Below are 16,601 nucleotides of genomic sequence, written 5' to 3' on the forward strand. Positions count from 1 at the left end.
GGCGCCGGTCCCAGCCCGCGTCCAGGCCGGCGACCTTGTCCGAGAGCGCATCGCGCGCCGTCAGCACGATGACCGGCGTTGCGTCGCCGCGGCCGCGCATCGCGCGCAGCACGGCCACGCCGTCGCGCTTGGGCAGGCCCAGGTCCAGCAGCACGGCGTCGAAGCGCTCGCCGCTGGCCAGCACCGCATCGGCGGCCTGGCCGTCGCGCACCCAGTCGGCCGCAAAGCCCTGGCGGCGCAGGGCCTCGCGCAGGCTCTCGCCGATCATCGGGTCGTCTTCGACAAGCAACAGGCGCATCGGGGGGTCGGCAGGAGGTCGGGGACAGCGCGGATTGTGGCAATTCGGTGCGCCCAGAGGCTGAACGGCTTCAGCCGACAATGGCGAGAGCTTTAGCCTGCCGGGCAGACGTAAGGATGAGGTCATGGGTATTGCAGAACTCGCCGCGGTCGGCGCGCATTTGAAGCAACGTCGCGATGCCATCCTGAAGGCCTGGCGCGGCGCCGTGACTGAAGACCCGATGCTGACCACGGGCGCCTCGCTGCCGCGCGCCCAGTTTCACGACCACATTCCGGCGCTGCTGGCGGACTTCGAGCGCACGCTGGCCGGCACCTCGGACGGCGCCGACGTGGACGGCCGCGACGTCCACCAAGGCGATGCCGCCGCCCATGGCCTGCACCGCTGGCAGCAGGGGTTCGACCTGAGCGAGGTCACGCGTGAACTCGGTCGCCTGAACGAATGCGTCGTGGTGGAGCTGGAAAGCTATGCCATGGTTCATGCCGAACTGGCCCCCGACGTGATGGCGCAGGCGCGGCGGATCTGGGCCAGGCAATGCGCAGACGCCATCAGCGCCAGCGTGTCGCAGTATTTCGAGCTGCAGCAGATCGAGGCGACCAGCCACATCCGCGACCTGGAGCTGGCCTTGAAGGCCATGCGCGAGCTGGAGCAGGAGCGCGCCCGCCTGTGGCACGAGGCCGCCCATGACCTGCGCGGCGGCCTGGGCGTCGTGGCGAGCGCGACCGCGGGCCTGGCGTCGCCGCAGGCGTCGGAGCAGATGCGCGAGCGATTCGTGCGCCTGCTGGACCGCAATGTCGGCTCCCTGAGCCATCTGCTCAACGACGTGACCAGCCTGGCCCGCCTGCAGGGTGGCCTGGAGCACCGCGTGCTGGCGCCCCTGGAGGTCGCCGCGCTGCTGGCGGGGCTGTGCGAGGAGATGCAGCCCTATGCCCAGCAGCGTGCGCTCTACCTCAGGTTCAGCGCCGAAGCGCCGATGGCGGTGGAAGGCGACGCGGTCAAGATCCGCCGTATCGCGCAGAACCTCGTCATCAATGCGCTCAAGTACACCGTCAGCGGCGGCGTGACGGTGAGCTGCGGGCCGGGGTCAGCGACCGACAGCGACCGCTGGTTCCTCCAGGTCAAGGACACCGGGCCGGGCTTCCATGCCGGGCCGGGCTCGCAACTGGCCGGGGCCATCGAGGAGGCGACCGAACAGGCCAGACAGGTCACGGCCGACCATGCCAGCGGCAAGGTGACGCATGTCGACGTCGAGCTGGCGGACACCTACCCCGCGCCGGACGACCCACGCGAGATCCGCGCGGTGCCTGGCGAGGGCCTGGGGCTGTCCATCGTCAAGCGGCTGTGCAGCCTGCTGGACGCGACCACCGAGCTGCAGTCCGAGATGGGCGTGGGCACGACCTTCCGTGTGCTACTGCCGCGGCGGTACGGCGAGGCTGCGGCGCAGCCCTGAGCGGTGCACCGCCAGTTACTGCGCCAGGAACGCAGATTGCCGGCAACACTGTCCTTCCATGAACGGAGTAGTCAATGAAGACAGTGTGGCTCCTGGCGGCCGACGAGGCCATCGCCCGCATCCTTGAACTGCCGCCCGAGGCTGGCGACTTGGTGCCGGTCGAGGAACTGACCGACCCCGGTGCCCACGCCCGCGAGGGTGAGTTCCACGACGCACCGCATGGCCGGCGCGCTGCCAGCGGCACCGGCGCACAGGGCCAGGCCACCGTCTCGGCCAGCGATTCCGATCGCCATCTGCAGGCCCAGGCCTTCGCCACCCGCATCGCCGGGCGCCTGGCCGAGTGCCAGCGGGAAAAGCGTTATGACGCCCTGCACCTGATCGCGGCGCCACGCATGCTGGGCTATCTGCGCAAGGCGCTGGATCCGAACGTGGCCGCTGCCGTCGAGAGCGAGCAGAACAAGGACGTGGTGCACGAGAGCGCGGCCGACCTGACCCGGCGCCTGCCCGCCGGGCTGTCCGCGCGGCTGGAAGGCTGAAACCCCGAAGCGCCGCCGAGGCGGGGTGGCACTGCGGCGCTGTCTCGCCAGCACTCAACCTTCGCCCATCGCCTTTTTGTAAATCGACTGGCGCGGCTGGACCATCAGGCGGCGCAGCATGGGCGCGAAGAAGTCCAGCGGCAGGGCCTCGGCGGTCGGGTCGAAGGCAGGGTTGTCATAGCACTCGACGAACTCGGCCGTGCGCTCGAAATGCGCGTGGCCGCGGAACTGCTCGCGCATGTCGCGGTCCAGGCCGATGTGGTGGAAGAAGTTGTGGCCTTGGAAGATGCCGTGCTGCTGAACCATCCACAGGTTCTCGTCGGTCACGAAGGGCTTGAGGATGGCCGCGGCAATGTCCGGGTGGTTGTAGCTGCCGAGCGTGTCGCCGATGTCGTGCAGCAGCGCGCAGCAGACGTATTCCTCGTCGCGTCCGTCGCGGTGGGCCAGCGTCGCGGTCTGCAGGCAATGCGTCAGCCGGTCCACCGCAAAGCCGCCGAAGTCGCCGTCCAGCAACCGCAGGTGGGCCAGCACGCGGTCCGGCAGGGTGCGGGCCATCTGCATGGCCTGCGGCACGATGACGCCCCAGTCCTCGCGGCTGCTCTGGTCCATGCGGGTGAAGCTGGCGCGTGCGTTCATGGAGGCTCCAAGGCTGTGGGTGGGGGGCATTCTGGGGCGGCGCATGACAGCCGCCTGTCGCGTCCGGCACTGTTCAACAAGGCGGGGCCGGCGTCTCCACTGGCATCACCGGGCAGGTGAAGAACACCCATCCGGCGACCTGCAAACACGCGGCAGAATCCGCCGCAAAACTCAGGGAGCAGTGAATGTCGGATGTGGCAGACCAGCGTTTCGCGCCACCGCAGGCGCATGTGGCCGACCTTGCGCCGGACGAAGCGGTGCTGGCCGGCCGCGGGACACGCTTCATCGCGGCGCTGGTGGACGGCTTCATCGGGGCTGGCGTGCTCTGGGTCGCGCTCATGATCCCCGTGCTCAAGCCCATCGCCGACGCCCAAGCACGGGCGGACGCCGACGGCATCTGGTCGATGACGCCCGGCGCCTTGGTGCTCGCGGCGGTCCTGTTCCTTCTCGTGCAGGGCTGGCCGCTGGTGACGCGCGGGCAGACGCTCGGCAAGATGCTGTTCAAGCTGCGCATCGTGCGTTCCGACGGTTCCCGGCCCGAGGCCTGGCGGCTGCTCGGGCTGCGCTATGGCGTCGGGCTGTTGATGAACGTCAGCCTGGGCGTCGTCATGATCTACAGCCTGATCGATTCGCTGCTGATCTTCCGCGCGTCGCGCAAATGTCTGCATGACTCGATTGCCGACACCCAGGTGATCAAGCTCTGAGCGCGCCGCAGACGGCCCGGGCCGAGCGTGTCGACACGCTGGCGCTCGTCGAGACCCCGGAAGGCATCGGCCTGTCCCTGCGGCCGGCCGGCCTGGTGGCGCGCACGATGGCCTTCCTGCTCGACCTGCTGATCCGGCTGGTCATCGACCTGGGCCTGCTGATGGCGCTGGGCGCCTGGGGCGGGCTGGGTGTCGGCTTGACCTTGCTGGGGATGTTCTGCGTGGAGTGGCTCTATCCCATCGTGTTCGAGTTGAGCCGCTGGGGCGCGACGCCCGGCAAGCGCGCGGTGGGCCTGCGCGTCGTGATGGACACCGGCCTGCCGGTGACGCCGGCAGCCTCGTTCACGCGCAACCTGCTGCGAGTGGCCGACTTCCTGCCGCTGGCCTACGGCTTCGGCATCGTGACCATGCTGATGAACCGCGACTGCAAGCGCCTGGGCGACCTGGCGGCGGGCACGCTGGTTGTCCATGCCGAACCGGTCGTGCTGCACGACACGCCCCCGCCGGCCGCGCCGCTGGCCCCCACGCGGCCGTTGAGCGCGCGCGAGCAGGCGGCCATCCTGTCCTGGGCCGGGCGCGCCAGGCGCCTGACGCCGGCCCGCTTCGAGGAACTGGCGCAGATGGCCGCCTGCGTGCTGCCGCCGGTGAAGGCCGAGGACCCCAAGCGCGACACCGTCGAGCGGCTGCTGGGCGTGGCGCAGTGGCTGATGGGGAGGCGCGCTTGACGCCGATGCGTTTCGAGGCCGAGTACGGCGCCCTGTGGAAGGATTTTTCCGAGCAACTTGCCCAGGCGCAGCAAGGCAAGCCCGTGGACGGCGCGCTGCTGGCGCAGCGCTACCGGCGTGTCTGCGAGAACCTGTCGCTGGCGCAGTCGCGCGCCTATCCCATCCACCTGGTGGCGCGACTGGAGGCTCTGGCGCAGGACGCCCACCAGCTCATCTACCGGCGCCAGGACTACGGCCTGCGCAGGCTCGGTCGCATGCTGGGGGTGGACCTGCCTCGCGCCGTCCGTGCGCAGGGGCAGTTCGTCCTGCTCGCGCTCGCGCTGTTCGTGCTGCCGCTGGTGCTGGCCTTTGCGCTGGCACTGACCGGTCCGGACTTCGCGCTGCGCCTGCTGGATGCCGCCCAGCTGCTGCGTTACGAGCAGATGTACGCCGACGGCAACCGGTCCATGGGCCGGCTGCGCGAGGCCGGCGGCGACTGGCAGATGTTCGGCTACTACATCTTCAACAACATCGGCATCGGCTTTCGCTGCTTCGGTGCCGGCATCCTGGCCGGCGTCGGCAGCGCCTTCGTGCTCCTTTACAACGGGCTGATGATCGGCACCGTCGCCGGGCACCTGACGCGGGCGGACCTGGGGCACAACTTCTGGTCCTTCGTCGCCACGCATTCGTCCTTCGAGCTGACCGGCATCGTGCTCTCCGGCGCGGCCGGCCTGCGCCTGGGCCTGGGCTGGCTGGCCCCCGGCCGCATGACGCGGCTGGAGGCGCTGCGGGCGGCCGCGCTGGCGGCCGTGCCGCTGGTCTACGCGGCCTTCTTCCTGCTGTTCGTGGCGGCGGTCTTCGAGGCGTTCTGGTCCGGTGCCGCCTGGATCGCGCCGGCCGTGAAGTACGGCGTGGCCGCGCTGTGCTGGGCGCTGGTGCTGATGTGGCTGCTGCTGGCCGGCCGCGGGGAGCACAGGCATGCGCGTTGAAGGCCTGGCCATCGCGCTGCGCCCGCGCAGCCAGAGCGAAGCCTGCGACCTGGGCCTGGCGCTGGTGCGCCGGCATGCGCGCTCGGTCTGGCGCTGCTTCACGCCGGTCTTTCTCGTCGTGGCCGTGCTGGCTCTGTGCACGGCGGACAGCTACGGCTGGGCGCCGGTGCTGATCGTCTTCTGGCTCAAGCCCTGGCTGGACCGCGTCCTCGTGTTCGTGCTGGCGCGTGCGGTGTTCGGCGAGGCCACGCACTGGCGCGACCTGTGGCGCGCCCGGCGCCAGGTGTTGGGTGGGCAGTTGCTGCGCACGCTGCTGTGGCGGCGCGTCTCGCCGTGGCGGGCCTACACGCAGCCGATCGAGCAGCTCGAAGGCCAGCGCGGCAGCGCCCGACGCAAGCGTTCAAAGCTGATGCTCAACGACAACCGTGGCGCCGCCACTGCCTTGCAGACGGCTTTCGCGCAAGCGGAAGCCGTGCTGACTTATGGTCTCGTCGCGCTGCTGTGGTGGTTCGCGCCGGAGAACCGCAGCGCCGATGTCTGGGACTGGCTCGTCAACCCCGGCGCGCACGCCGCCGGACAGTTGGGCCTGCACCTCGTGATGTCGATGAGCTACATGGCCGTGGTGCTGTTCCTGGAGCCCTTCTACGTGGCAGCGGGTTTTGCGATGTACCTGAACCGGCGCGTCGCGCTTGAGGCCTGGGACATCGAACAGGAGTTCCGCCGTGCTTTTGCGTGAGGGCGTGATGTGGGCGGCGCTGCTTTGCCTCGCGGCTGTGGACGCGGGTGCGCAGGCCGTGGCGCAACCGGCCATGAGCGCCAGCGCCGTCCGCGCGGCGGCCAGCGCCGTGCGGGCCGACCCGCTGCTGCCCGGCGTGGAGACCACCAAGTCCCTGCGCTTCAAGGACAAGGAAGAGACCAAGCCGGCTCAGCAGCGCGAGGTCCGCTGGTGGCTGGACCTCATCGGCAACTTGTCTGCCGGCCTGCGGGTGGCGATTTGGCTGGTGGGTGCGGGCCTGCTGATCTGGGTGCTGCTGCGCCTGCGCGACTGGCTCGGCCGCGGGTCCGGCGGCGCCGCGCTGCAGGCCGAGCCGCCTACCCACGTGGGCACGCTGGACATCCGCCCCGAAAGCCTGCCCGCCGACATCGGCGTCGCGGCGCTCAGTCTGTGGCAGCGTGGCGAGGAGCGCGCCGCGTTGTCGCTGCTGTACCGGGGCGCGCTCTCGCGCCTGGCGCATGGCTACGGCGTGCCCATCCGCGCGGCCAGCACGGAGCGCGAATGCCAGGCACTGGCGGCCCCGCGCTTGAAGCCCGCGTCGCAGGCCTTCCTGGCGCAGCTTGTCGGCGCCTGGCAGACGGTGGCCTATGCCCGGCGGCAGGTGCCGGGCGACGCCATGGAGGCGCTGTGCCGGGGCTTTGATGGGCACTTGCCGGCGCCAGGAGTGCGGGCGTGACGCGTGAACGCCTGGCCTGGCTGCTGGTCGTACTGGGCCTTTTCCTGGGTGGCTGGTGGCTGTCGATCAACACCGAATGGGTGGCCGTCGAGCGCCCGCGGCCGGCCCAGGGCGAGGCCCGCGACAACCCCGTCTACGCTGCAGAACAACTGCTGCGCCGCCTTGGCATGCAGGCCGTGCATCACGAGTCCCTGATGGCCCTGCCGCCCCGGCAGGCCCGCCTCGTGCTGCTGTCGAACGACTGGGAGCTGATGCCCGAACGGGCCGAGCAGCTGCACCAATGGGTCCGGCGTGGCGGGCACCTGGTGCTGACGGCGCATGACGACTGGCAGGACACGACGCTGGCCAACTGGGTGCCCGTCCATGCGGTCTATGTGAAGTCGACCGAGCGGCCCAAGGCCTCATCGCCCGCATCAATGCCATCCGCAACACCAGCGTTACGGGGCCGCGCCGCGACGGCACCGGTACGTTCCACGCTGGCGTCAACGCCGCCGCTGTGGGGTGACACCGAGGCGGTCGTCGCCTGCAATGCCTTCTTCGATCCGGGGTGGACCTTGCGTGCCAAGCCGGGCCATGCCGCTGTCTGGTCGCTGGCGCGCGTGAACGGTACGCCGGCCACGCAGACGGTGGTTGCCCGGCAGACGCAGGCTTTGCAGGCCAGGCCGCCAGCTCAAGCAGTGCAGGTCTTGCGCGTGCCGGTCGGGCAGGGCAGCGTGACGGTGCTCAACACGGGCCATCAGGTTTTCAGCAACAACGTCGTGCTGCCCTGCGACAACGCCCTGGTGCTGGCCGCCGCGTTGCAGGCCGAGCCCGGTGCGACGGCCTGGATCTATCTGCATGAGAAGCGCGAGGCCTTGCTGCCCTGGCTGTGGCATAGCGGCTGGATCGCCCTGGTCATCGGCGGGCTGGCGCTGGCCGCCGCCTTGTGGCGTGCCGCCGTGCGATTCGGGCCGCGGCTGGCGCCGGCGCCGCGGCTGCGCCGCTCCATCTCCGAGCAGGTGCGTGGCCTGGGCGCCTACCTGCAAGGCAGTGGCCGCGAGGCGCTGCTGGCGGCCCAGCAGCGTGCGCTCACCGAGATGGCGATCCGCACCCTGCCGCGCTATGCGCGCCTGCCGGTCAACGAGCGCGTAAAGGCCATCGCGGCCGCGACCGGTCTGGCGGCGGTGGACATCTATGCCGCCCTCGCCGCCCGCTATTGCACCCGGGCCGAGCTGCCGCAGCGCCTGCAGCTGCTCGAAACCGCCCGGCGCCGGCTCCAACGAACTCCCGAAGAAAGGCTCTCCCCACCATGATCAAGCCCGAGGAACTCAAGCTCGCCACGCAATGGCTGCATGCGCTGCGCAGCGAAATCGCCAGGGCCGTCGTCGGCCAGGTGCACGTCGTGGAGCAGATGCTCGTGGCCGTCGTCGCCTCGGGCCATGTGCTGGTCGAAGGCGTGCCGGGGCTGGGCAAGACGCTGCTGGCCCGGGCGCTGGCCCAGGCGCTGCGCCTGCAGTACGCGCGGGTGCAATTCACGCCCGACCTGATGCCGGCGGATGTCGTCGGCCACAGCGTGCTGGACGACACCGGCGCGGGCCTGGGGCGCCTGCGGGTGCGCAAGGGCCCCGTGTTCACCAACCTGCTGCTGGCCGACGAGATCAACCGCGCGCCGGCCAAGACCCAGAGCGCCCTGCTGGAGGTGATGCAGGAATACCAGGCCACGCTGGAGGGGCAGACCCTGCCGCTGCCGCGGCCCTTCCTCGTGATGGCCACGCAGAACCCGGTGGACACCGAAGGCACCTACCCGCTGCCCGAGGCCCAGCTCGACCGCTTCTTGCTGCAGGTGCGCATCGGCTACCCGACCCATGACGAGGAGACGGCGGTGGTGCAACTCGTCACCACCGGCCGCGCCGGCCATGAGCTGCCGCTGGAGGCCGTGCAGCCGGTGCTGGACGATGTGCAGGTGCTGGAGCTGCAGCGCCTGTGCGGCCTGGTGCATGCCGATGCCAAGGTCATCGACTACGCGGTGCGCGTGGTGCGCGCGACACGCAACTGGCCGGGCCTTGAAGTCGGCGCCGGCCCGCGCGGCAGCGTGGCCCTGGTGCGCACGGCGCGCGCCATGGCCTTGATCAACGAGCGCGACTTCATCACGCCCGACGATGTGGCCGCGCAGGCGCTGGCCGTGCTGCGCCATCGCGTGACGATGGCGCCGGATGCGCAGATCGAGGGCCGGGACCTGGACGAAATCTTGCAGGCGGCGCTGGAGAGCGTGGAGGCGCCGCGGCTTTGAACTCCGCCACGCGTCGCGTCGTGCTGCCTACGCGCGCCAGCATTGCCGTGCTGGCCGGCCTGGGCTTGGCCGCTGCGTTCGCCTTGAGCTTCGGCGTGCCGCTGTCAACCGTGGTGCCGCTGGCCGGCGGGCTGCTTGGCGCGCTGCTGGTCCTTGCCGGCTGGGACCTGTGGCGCAGCCTGCGACTCTGGCGACAGGGCGGCCTGCGCGTCGAGCGGCGTCTGCCGGCCGCGTTCGCCATCGGCGCGCCGACCGAGCTCAAGCTCGACCTCGTCAATCCCGGTCGGCTGGCCTGGACGCTGCAGGTGTTCGACGAGCTCGACCCGCTGTTCGACTTCGAGGGCCTGCCGCAGCGCCTGCGCATGGCCGCGCAGAGCCGCCGCACGCTGAAGTTCCATGCCACGGCGCGCCGGCGCGGCGTGGTGGTGCTCGGCCTCACGCAGGTGCTCTGGCGCAGCCGTGCCGGCGCCTTCGAGGTTCGCGAGCGCATGGGGCAGGCGCAGCCACTGCGCGTCTATCCCAACTTCGCGGCACTGGCGCGTTATGCCTGGCTCAGCGGCGACCGGCGCCTGGCGCAGATCGGCATCAAGAATTTTGTCCAGCGCGGCCTGGGTACCGATTTCCGCCAGCTCGCCGAGTACAAGCGCGGCGACCCGCTGCGCCATCTCGACGCCAAGGCGTCGCTGCGCCTGCGCCGGCCCGTCGTGCGCGAGTACCAGGACGAGCGCGACCAATGCGTGATGTTCCTGCTCGACTGCGGCCGCCGCATGCGCGCCGACGAGCAGTCCGCCGGCGCCGGCGAGAGCAGCCATTTCGACGATGCGCTGGATGCGCTGATGCTGCTGGCCTATGTCGCGCTCTCAGAGGGCGACGAGGTGGGTGCGATGACCTTCGGCGGCGCGGAGGGCGCCAGCCGCGATTGCGCGCCCCGCAAGGGCATGGGCACGCTCAATGCGCTGATGAACAAGATGCACGACCTGCAACCCGGTGGCCACCACTCCGACTACCTGGCCGCCGCCGAGGCGCTGTCGCGCCAGCTGCGGCGCCGCTCGCTCGTCATCATCCTGACCAATTTCCGCGATGAGGATTCGCCCGAACTGCAGCCCGCCCTGCGCCTGCTGCGTCGCCGCCATCTGGTGCTGCTGGCCAGCCTGCGCGAGACGGCCCTGGCCCGCATCGCCGGGCAGGCCATCCAGGGTGCGGACGACGCCACGGCGGTGGCGAGCGCCCACCTGCTGTCGCAGGCCCGCGACGATGCCTTCGCCCGTGTTGTGGACCACGACAAGCTGTCCATCGACGTCGAACCCCGCGCGCTCGCGGCCACCCTGGTGAACCGTTATCACCAGGTCAAGCGGGCCGGGCTGCTGTAGTTTTTTCAAGGAGAACCCATGACCGAATCGACGCTGAACCAGTACGCCCCACCCCGCGCGCATGTCGCGGACCTGCCCTCCAGCGCGGTGGCGGAGCTAAAGGTCTTCTCGGCCCAGGGCCGCATCGGGCGGCTGCGCTATCTCGCCTACGGCACCGGCGCGTCGGTCATCTACTACATCGGCCTGACCGCGTTGCTGTTCGGTTTGGGAGGGACTGCCTCGTCGGTGGCCACCGTGCTGGCGGCCGTCGTCGTCATCTGGTTCAGTGTCATCACCGGCATCAAGCGCTGCCACGACATCAACATCAGCGGCTGGTGGACGCTGACGATGATCGTTCCGGTCATTGTTTTCGTGTGGATCTTCTGGCCCGGCGGCCGTGGCGACAACCGCTTTGGCCCGCCGCCGCCACCCAACACCCTCGGTGTGAAACTACTCGGCCTGATCATGCCCGTGATCTTCTTCGTCGGCATCCTGGCCGCGGTGGCGATTCCGCAATACAAGATGTACACCGACAAGGCGCGTGCGGCCCAGGCCGCCGGGCCGCGCTGATCCGGCCGGCAGGCTCTCAACTGCGCAGCGCCGTCAGCCGCCTGACGCAGCGCCCGTGCCGCTCGTCCACGGTGAGTGTCCGCACATCCCCGTCATTGCAGCCCTGCGCTTAATGGGCGAAGGTCAGCTCTTCATCTTTTGTGGAGAGACTGATGTTGGATGGAGCGGCAACGGGCCCGGTGTCCACCGAGGCGCACAGCGCCAAGATCGACTGGCGCACGGGCAAGCCCATGGTGGCTTACGACGATGCGTTCTGGCAGGGACATGGACGCCGACGCATCGAGCAGGGCCTGAGCATTCGACAGTACTGCTCAACGCATGGTCTGGCGCTATCGACGTTTCGGCACCGAGTCAGTGGGCGCAAGAGGAGCAGCGCGGCACGATCGACGTCGGGTGCGACTGCGTCGTCGCCGCCGTTTGTCGAGGTCACAAGGTCGCATTTGATGCCGGCTTCGGCGATCGAGGTTGTGCTGCAGGGCCTGACGCTGCGACTGACGGGCGAGCCGGCGCAGCAGGTGCTCTCGCGCGTACTGGAGCGCCTGGCGTGATCCTGTCGTCGGCGGTTCGCGCCTTCGTCTGCACCGAGCCCGTGGACATGCGCAAGTCCATCGACGGGCTGTCGCAGATCGTGACGGCGGCGATGGGGATGAACCCGCTGTCGGGCCAGGTCTTCGTCTTCATCGGTCGTCGCCGCGATCGCGCCAAGCTGCTCGTGTGGGACCGGCACGGCTTCTGGGTGCTGTACAAGCGGCTGGAGCGCGGGCGCTTCACCCACCCGGCACGCCTGGCCGGCAACGGTATCGCCATGAGTGAGCTGGTGGCGTGGCTCGAGGGGATCGATCTGAGCCGGGTGCGGCGACTCTCGCCGCTGGAGGTCAGCACCGTGGCCTGAGGCATTTGCGAACTCGTTAAGGCAATCGGCACTTCACCGACTTCGCGTTGGCGACGGCGCTGGCCATGATGTCGGCCCATGCAACTCATGGCCTCCCCCGTCGACCGCTCGGCACTGCCCGACGACGTGGAAGTCCTCAAGGATTTGCTGGTGCAGGCCGGCGCCGCCTTTGCAGCCCTGCGCCAGCAGGCCAACGAGCAGATGGCCTCGCTGGCCTCGCAGCTGGCGGAGTTCAAGCGCAAGGTCTTCGGCCCTCGGGGCGAGGCGCTGAGCATGTTGCAGCCCGAGCTGTGGCAAGACAGCGTGGAGATCCCCGTGCTGCCTGAGGCGTTCGACGAGGTCAAGGGCCATCGCCGCCGCCGCAGCGGCCGCCCGGCCATCGACCCGGACTTGCCGCGCCGGCGCGTCGAGCATGACTTGAGCGAACAGGAGAAGGCCCAGTTCGCACGGGTGGTCTGCATCGGCGAGGAGATCACCGAGACGCTGGAGTACACGCCCGCCAAGCTGGAGGTACTGCAGCACGCACGGCTGAAGTACCGCTGCGAGGACGAACGCGGCGCCAGCACCATCCGCACCGCCTGGGCGCAGCCCTCGCCGCTGGCGCGCAGCAACGCCGGGCCGGGGCTGCTGGCGCATGTGACCGTCTCCAAGTACGCCGACCACAACCCGCTGGCCCGCGTCGAACGCATCCTCGGCCGCCACCATGCCGGGACGTCGGCACCCGTGTCGCGCCAGACCCTGTGCGACTGGACACTGGGAGCGGCCGAGCTGCTATCACCGCTGATGCCGCTGCTCAAGCGCCATGTGCTGGGCAGCGCGGTGATCTTCACGGACGACACCACGCTGGCCCTGAAGGCCCAGCGTGGCGACGGCCGCGGCAAGACCCTCACCGCGCGGTTGTGGGTGTATCTGGCCGGTGGCTGGCTGCCCGACGAGCAGGGGCTCTGGCGGCGCGTTGCACCTGCTGCGCTGTACGACTTCACCACCGACCGTGCTGGTGAGCACGCGCGCCGCATGCTCGGCGCCTGGCGCGGCTTCCTTCAGGCCGATGACTTCGCGGGCTACGCACAGTCGTTCCGTGAGGGCATCACCCACGCCGCCTGCCTGGTCCACGCCAGGCGGCGCTTTGCGCGCATCGTCAAGGACGCGCCCAAGGGCTCGCCTCCCGGCCTGGCACACCAGGCGATGAAGTTCTTCGCCGAGATCTACCGCATCGAGGGCGAGATCCGTGACGCCGATCCCGACGAGCGGCTGCGGGTGCGGCAAGAGCAGACCCGCCCCGTGATGCAGGACCTGCACGACTGGCTCCGGGGCCACGCACCCACGGTGCTGCCCAAGTCGCCCCTGGGCGAGGCGTTCGGCTATGCCCTGAGCAACTGGGCCGCGCTGAACACCTTCGTCGAGCACGGCATCCTGGAGGCGGACAACAACCTGAGCGAGCGGGCCCTCAAGCCGGTAGCGCTGTCACGCAAGAATTGGCTCTTCGCAGGCTCCGAGCGAGGCGGCCGGGCCGCGGCGGTGGCCTTCAGCCTGATCGAGACGGCCAAGCTCAATGGCGTGGAGCCCTATGCCTACCTGCGCGACGTGCTCCAACGCATCAATGGGCACCGGCAGGACCGCTTGGAGGAACTGCTGCCGATGTACTGGAAGCCTGCATGACGAGCCGAACCCCGCCGATGCAGGACGCCGTCCTGATCGAGGCGATGAACCGGGCCACGAGCCTGGAGCTGTACCAGTTATCCGCGCTGCTGGATCGCTTGATGACGGACCCGCGGCGCATTGTGGCCATCCGCAAGGATCTGCACCTCGGGCAGGTCGTGCGCTTCTACGACGCGCGACGCGACATCATGCGCAGCGGCCGCATCACGGAGATGCGCGATGCACACCTCACGGTGCACAGCACCGAGGTCAACGCGGTCTGGAAGTTGCCTTACGCGGCCATTGAGCCGTCGTTGCACGGCGCTGCCGTGCCTGAGCCGACGGCTGCGCCACCGCCAGCCCCGGCTCGGCCTACCCGTGCGGACTTCAACCGCGGCGAGACGGTCTCCTTCACCGATCGCCACCTGCAGACCCACGTGGGCATCATCACGCGCTGCAACCCCAAGACCGCCAGCGTTCATGCCGCTGGCGCGTCCTGGAGCGTGCCCTACGGCGCTTTGCATCACGTCCTCGACATCGACTGACCTTCGGCCGCTGTCAAGAGACGGGGTTGTTCGGACAGACACCGTCCACGCGGGTCGCGAACCATTGCGTCGTCAGCTTGCGCGTGGACTTCGGCCCGGGTCGAGGTCGCGCTTCACCGCGGCTTCGCTCAGGCGCAGGCGGTGGGCCAGGGTCAGGGCCGCGTGGCCGGATGCGGCGACATGGCTCAGCGCGGCGGGCCTGCCGTGCCAGGGGCGTGCAGGAGCGCCTTGGCCGCCTCGATGCGCAAGGCCAGCGGCGCGGTCGTGTCGTCGAGCACCTGCTGCAGAAAGTGCCGGGGATCCACGCGCGGGGCGTCACCCGCAGGGCCACGGTCCTGGATGTCTGCGGTTGCGTTGGGTGGCGGTGCGGCCAGCCGCAGCTTCTGCATCGCCGCCTCGAAGGCTGCCTGCTTGATGCTCTGCAGGCGCGCCAGCAGGTCCGCCTGGCCGTCGACACCGGGGGGAATGTCCAGCCACGGGGTGTCGGCAAACACCGGCGCCAGGTCGGGGGCGACGAAGGCCGACCAGTTGCCGGTGGCTTCCTGCAGCGCGGGCACCAGCGGTGCGTGGTGCAAAGGGTTGGCCACCGACGGCATCAGGCGCAGGCGCGCCGGCGCGATGCCGGGCAGGTAGCGCGACGCCAGCAGCGCCAGGAACTCGGACGCGCTGGCGACCTCGACCGGCGCTTGCAGCGAAAACCAGAGCTGCAGCCCCTCGGTGCCCGACACGGCAATGGCCGGCGCCGGCAGCTCCAGGTCCGCCTGCACACTGCGCCACAGCCGGCCCAGCGGCTCCCAGTCGGCCGGGCCGCGCAGCTCGCAGACCAGGGCGCGCACCCTGCCGGCCGCGTCGGTCCGGCGCGCTTGATCAGCACCGTCGCCGGGGTCGGCGCAGGGCAAGAGATACAGGCGGTGCAACTCGGCTTGCAGTCGGTTCATGGCATGGGATGGGCGGCGGCGTGAATCTACCGCAGACGACCTGCTCCACTGGCATCAGAGTGCCGCAGGTGTCGTGTCGCCGAAGTGCGCCGCCGGCAGTACCAGCGTGATGACGGCGCCGCCGCCGTCGCGGTTGGCGGCCCAGATGCGCCCGCCGTGGGTCTCGGCAATGCGCCGGCAGATCGCCAGCCCCAGCCCCGTGCCGCCAGCGGCGTTCTTGGTCGCGCTGGACTGCACGAAGGCCTCGAAGATGCTTTCCAGCTCGTCCGGCGGGATGCCGGGGCCGCGGTCGGCCACGGTGATGCGGACGTCGCCGTCCTCGTCGTGGGCGGCGCTCAGCTCGATGCGGCCGGCTTCGGGCGAGAAACGGATCGCGTTGGCCAGCAGGTTGCCCAGCAGCTGCTGCAGGCGCAGCGGGTCGGCCAGCACGACGAGGTCGTCATGGCCGAGGTCACTGTCCAGCACCAGCTGACGGGCGGCCAGCAGCGGCCCCAGCTCGCGGGCGACCGCCGCCGCGAGGGCGCGCAGGTCGAGGCGCTCCAGGTGCATGGGCTCGGCACCGTGCTCGATCTTGCTGAGGTCGAGCAGGTCGTTGACGAGGCTGAGCATGCGCTGGCCGGCGCGGTGGACGTCGGCGAACAGCTCGGCCAGGCGCGGCTGCTCGCGCCCGCGCAGCGCGCCAAGCTCGGAGAAGCCGAGGATGGATTGCAGCGGCGTGCGCAGCTCGTGGCTGACGTTGGCGATGAAGTCGGACTTGGCGCGCGAGGCCTGCAGCGCCGCGTCGCGGGCGGCGCGGGTGGCGCGTTCGGCCTCGCGGAAGTCGCTGATGTCCATGAAGCAGACGACGATGCCCATGGGCCGGCCGTCGGCGTCCGGGAAAGTCGACTTGCTGATGAAGAGGTCGCGCTCGCGGCCATCGCTGCCGTGCCAGACCGCCTCGTACTTCATCTCGCCGCCGCGCGCCAGCAGTTCGGCGTCGCGGTCGTTGTGCAGGGCGGCTTCGTCGGCGTGCAGGTAGCTGGCCGCCCTGCGGCCGAGCACCTGGGCGCGCTTGCGGCCGGTGAACTGCTCCCAGGCGCGGTTGACGTCGAGATAGCGGTTGTCGCCATCCAGCACGGACATCGGCAGCGGGCTGCTGGCGAGCAGCGAGCGCGCCAGGCCGAGCTGGGCGCGCAGTTCGGCCTGGGCGCGCACCAGTCCGCTGACGTCGGCGGCGCTGCCCACCCACTCCAGCACGCCGGCAGGGCGGCGCAGCGGCACCAGGTGGATCTCGAAGCTGCGTGCCGTGCCGTCGGTCGCGCTCCAGTCGGCGCGCAGCTGGTGCGGCCGGGCCTCGTGCGCGTCCCCGGCTGCGAACAGCGCGGCCACTGCGGGCGCGCCGCCGAACAGCTCTTGCAGCGGCCGGCCCAGCACCTGGGCCACCGGCTGGCCGGTGAGGCGGGCATAGCCCTCGTTGATGAAGGTGACGCGGCCTAGGGCGTCGGTGCGGAACAGCAGGTCCTGCACGCTGCCGAAGATGGCGCTGAGTTCGCGCTCGCGCTCGGCGACCTGGCGTTGGGCCAGGTCCAGCTGCAGCAGCGAGCGCTCGTGCGCGCGCAGCGCCGCCGCTCCCACGGCCGACAGCGCCAGCAGCGC

Annotated in this window: 19 protein-coding genes; 15 read left to right on the forward strand and 4 right to left on the reverse strand. The window is 70.3% G+C overall.

The window, feature by feature from the left end; all coding sequences use genetic code 11:
• A partial coding sequence (locus ACT6S0_RS20555) for a response regulator (protein WP_444765650.1) occupies positions 1-298 on the reverse strand: 298 nt, incomplete at its 3' end.
• A 124-nt stretch (positions 299-422) separates the two neighbouring features.
• On the opposite strand from ACT6S0_RS20555, the gene ACT6S0_RS20560 reads away from it, so the two are divergent.
• Positions 423-1,745 (forward strand): sensor histidine kinase, encoded by a 1,323-nt coding sequence (locus tag ACT6S0_RS20560; RefSeq protein ID WP_444765651.1) that lies wholly within the window; start codon positions 423-425, stop codon positions 1,743-1,745.
• A 74-nt stretch (positions 1,746-1,819) separates the two neighbouring features.
• Positions 1,820-2,281 carry a host attachment protein gene (locus ACT6S0_RS20565; protein ID WP_444765652.1) on the forward strand — a complete coding sequence of 154 codons (462 nt, stop codon included), beginning with the start codon at positions 1,820-1,822 and terminating at the stop codon, positions 2,279-2,281.
• A gap of 54 nt (positions 2,282-2,335) precedes the next feature.
• On the opposite strand, the gene ACT6S0_RS20570 is transcribed toward ACT6S0_RS20565, so the two are convergent.
• The gene (locus ACT6S0_RS20570) at positions 2,336-2,917 is read right to left on the reverse strand and encodes an HD domain-containing protein (RefSeq protein WP_444765653.1); all 582 of its coding nucleotides are present in this window, start codon (positions 2,915-2,917) and stop codon (positions 2,336-2,338) included.
• A gap of 185 nt (positions 2,918-3,102) precedes the next feature.
• Here ACT6S0_RS20570 and ACT6S0_RS20575 point away from each other — a divergent pair, with 185 nt between their 5' ends.
• The 13 genes from ACT6S0_RS20575 to ACT6S0_RS20635 all read left to right on the forward strand — a co-directional run bounded on the left by ACT6S0_RS20575 (position 3,103) and on the right by ACT6S0_RS20635 (position 14,028).
• Positions 3,103-3,621: an RDD family protein gene (locus ACT6S0_RS20575; RefSeq protein ID WP_444765654.1), complete on the forward strand. Its 519-nt coding sequence runs from the start codon at positions 3,103-3,105 to the stop codon at positions 3,619-3,621.
• Positions 3,622-3,698: 77 nt separating this feature from the next.
• Positions 3,699-4,346: an RDD family protein gene (locus ACT6S0_RS20580; protein WP_444765667.1), complete on the forward strand. Its 648-nt coding sequence runs from the start codon at positions 3,699-3,701 to the stop codon at positions 4,344-4,346.
• A gap of 5 nt (positions 4,347-4,351) precedes the next feature.
• The gene (locus ACT6S0_RS20585; RefSeq protein ID WP_444765668.1) at positions 4,352-5,314 is read left to right on the forward strand and encodes a stage II sporulation protein M; all 963 of its coding nucleotides are present in this window, start codon (positions 4,352-4,354) and stop codon (positions 5,312-5,314) included.
• Positions 5,304-6,050, forward strand: a complete 747-nt coding sequence (locus ACT6S0_RS20590) for a hypothetical protein (RefSeq protein ID WP_444765655.1) — start codon at positions 5,304-5,306, stop codon at positions 6,048-6,050. The genes ACT6S0_RS20585 and ACT6S0_RS20590 overlap by 11 nt, the downstream gene beginning before the upstream one ends.
• The gene (locus tag ACT6S0_RS20595; protein ID WP_444765656.1) at positions 6,037-6,765 is read left to right on the forward strand and encodes a DUF4129 domain-containing protein; all 729 of its coding nucleotides are present in this window, start codon (positions 6,037-6,039) and stop codon (positions 6,763-6,765) included. The genes ACT6S0_RS20590 and ACT6S0_RS20595 overlap by 14 nt, the downstream gene beginning before the upstream one ends.
• Positions 6,762-8,057, forward strand: coding sequence for a DUF4350 domain-containing protein (locus ACT6S0_RS20600; RefSeq protein WP_444765657.1), 1,296 nt, complete (start codon positions 6,762-6,764; stop codon positions 8,055-8,057). Before ACT6S0_RS20595 ends, ACT6S0_RS20600 begins: the two co-directional genes overlap by 4 nt.
• The gene (locus tag ACT6S0_RS20605) at positions 8,054-9,034 is read left to right on the forward strand and encodes an AAA family ATPase (RefSeq protein ID WP_444765658.1); all 981 of its coding nucleotides are present in this window, start codon (positions 8,054-8,056) and stop codon (positions 9,032-9,034) included. Before ACT6S0_RS20600 ends, ACT6S0_RS20605 begins: the two co-directional genes overlap by 4 nt.
• The gene (locus ACT6S0_RS20610; protein ID WP_444765659.1) at positions 9,031-10,404 is read left to right on the forward strand and encodes a DUF58 domain-containing protein; all 1,374 of its coding nucleotides are present in this window, start codon (positions 9,031-9,033) and stop codon (positions 10,402-10,404) included. Before ACT6S0_RS20605 ends, ACT6S0_RS20610 begins: the two co-directional genes overlap by 4 nt.
• 18 nt (positions 10,405-10,422) lie before the next feature.
• Complete coding sequence (locus ACT6S0_RS20615; RefSeq protein WP_444765660.1) at positions 10,423-10,953, forward strand: DUF805 domain-containing protein; 531 nt, start codon at positions 10,423-10,425, stop codon at positions 10,951-10,953.
• A 179-nt stretch (positions 10,954-11,132) separates the two neighbouring features.
• The gene (tnpA, locus tag ACT6S0_RS20620) at positions 11,133-11,501 is read left to right on the forward strand and encodes an IS66 family insertion sequence element accessory protein TnpA (RefSeq protein WP_444765661.1); all 369 of its coding nucleotides are present in this window, start codon (positions 11,133-11,135) and stop codon (positions 11,499-11,501) included.
• Positions 11,498-11,845 (forward strand): IS66 family insertion sequence element accessory protein TnpB, encoded by a 348-nt coding sequence (tnpB, locus tag ACT6S0_RS20625; protein WP_444765662.1) that lies wholly within the window; start codon positions 11,498-11,500, stop codon positions 11,843-11,845. Before tnpA ends, tnpB begins: the two co-directional genes overlap by 4 nt.
• Before the next feature lie 78 nt (positions 11,846-11,923).
• Complete coding sequence (tnpC, locus tag ACT6S0_RS20630; RefSeq protein WP_444765663.1) at positions 11,924-13,504, forward strand: IS66 family transposase; 1,581 nt, start codon at positions 11,924-11,926, stop codon at positions 13,502-13,504.
• Positions 13,501-14,028, forward strand: coding sequence for a hypothetical protein (locus ACT6S0_RS20635; RefSeq protein WP_444765664.1), 528 nt, complete (start codon positions 13,501-13,503; stop codon positions 14,026-14,028). Before tnpC ends, ACT6S0_RS20635 begins: the two co-directional genes overlap by 4 nt.
• 185 nt (positions 14,029-14,213) lie before the next feature.
• Here ACT6S0_RS20635 and ACT6S0_RS20640 read toward each other — a convergent pair whose 3' ends face one another.
• Together ACT6S0_RS20640 and ACT6S0_RS20645 are read right to left on the reverse strand one after the other, a co-directional pair.
• Positions 14,214-14,966 carry a hypothetical protein gene (locus ACT6S0_RS20640; RefSeq protein ID WP_444765665.1) on the reverse strand — a complete coding sequence of 251 codons (753 nt, stop codon included), beginning with the start codon at positions 14,964-14,966 and terminating at the stop codon, positions 14,214-14,216.
• 54 nt (positions 14,967-15,020) lie between these two features.
• On the reverse strand, positions 15,021-16,601 hold a 1,581-nt coding region (locus tag ACT6S0_RS20645), incomplete at its 5' end, for a PAS domain-containing sensor histidine kinase (RefSeq protein WP_444765666.1).

The organism is Roseateles sp., assembly GCF_052436255.1.
Lineage (GTDB): Bacteria > Pseudomonadota > Gammaproteobacteria > Burkholderiales > Burkholderiaceae_C > Pelomonas.

What these genes read in the sequence shown, in the direction of transcription:
- ACT6S0_RS20585 (WP_444765668.1), top strand. Translation starts at nt 4,352, where the DNA reads ATGCGTTTCGAGGCCGAGTACGGCGCCCTGTGGAAGGATTTTTCCGAG.
- ACT6S0_RS20640 (WP_444765665.1), bottom strand. Translation starts at nt 14,966, where the DNA reads ATGAACCGACTGCAAGCCGAGTTGCACCGCCTGTATCTCTTGCCCTGC.
- ACT6S0_RS20570 (WP_444765653.1), bottom strand. Translation starts at nt 2,917, where the DNA reads ATGAACGCACGCGCCAGCTTCACCCGCATGGACCAGAGCAGCCGCGAG.
- ACT6S0_RS20615 (WP_444765660.1), top strand. Translation starts at nt 10,423, where the DNA reads ATGACCGAATCGACGCTGAACCAGTACGCCCCACCCCGCGCGCATGTC.
- ACT6S0_RS20605 (WP_444765658.1), top strand. Translation starts at nt 8,054, where the DNA reads ATGATCAAGCCCGAGGAACTCAAGCTCGCCACGCAATGGCTGCATGCG.
- ACT6S0_RS20635 (WP_444765664.1), top strand. Translation starts at nt 13,501, where the DNA reads ATGACGAGCCGAACCCCGCCGATGCAGGACGCCGTCCTGATCGAGGCG.
- tnpC (WP_444765663.1), top strand. Translation starts at nt 11,924, where the DNA reads ATGCAACTCATGGCCTCCCCCGTCGACCGCTCGGCACTGCCCGACGAC.
- ACT6S0_RS20590 (WP_444765655.1), top strand. Translation starts at nt 5,304, where the DNA reads ATGCGCGTTGAAGGCCTGGCCATCGCGCTGCGCCCGCGCAGCCAGAGC.
- ACT6S0_RS20560 (WP_444765651.1), top strand. Translation starts at nt 423, where the DNA reads ATGGGTATTGCAGAACTCGCCGCGGTCGGCGCGCATTTGAAGCAACGT.
- ACT6S0_RS20575 (WP_444765654.1), top strand. Translation starts at nt 3,103, where the DNA reads ATGTCGGATGTGGCAGACCAGCGTTTCGCGCCACCGCAGGCGCATGTG.
- ACT6S0_RS20565 (WP_444765652.1), top strand. Translation starts at nt 1,820, where the DNA reads ATGAAGACAGTGTGGCTCCTGGCGGCCGACGAGGCCATCGCCCGCATC.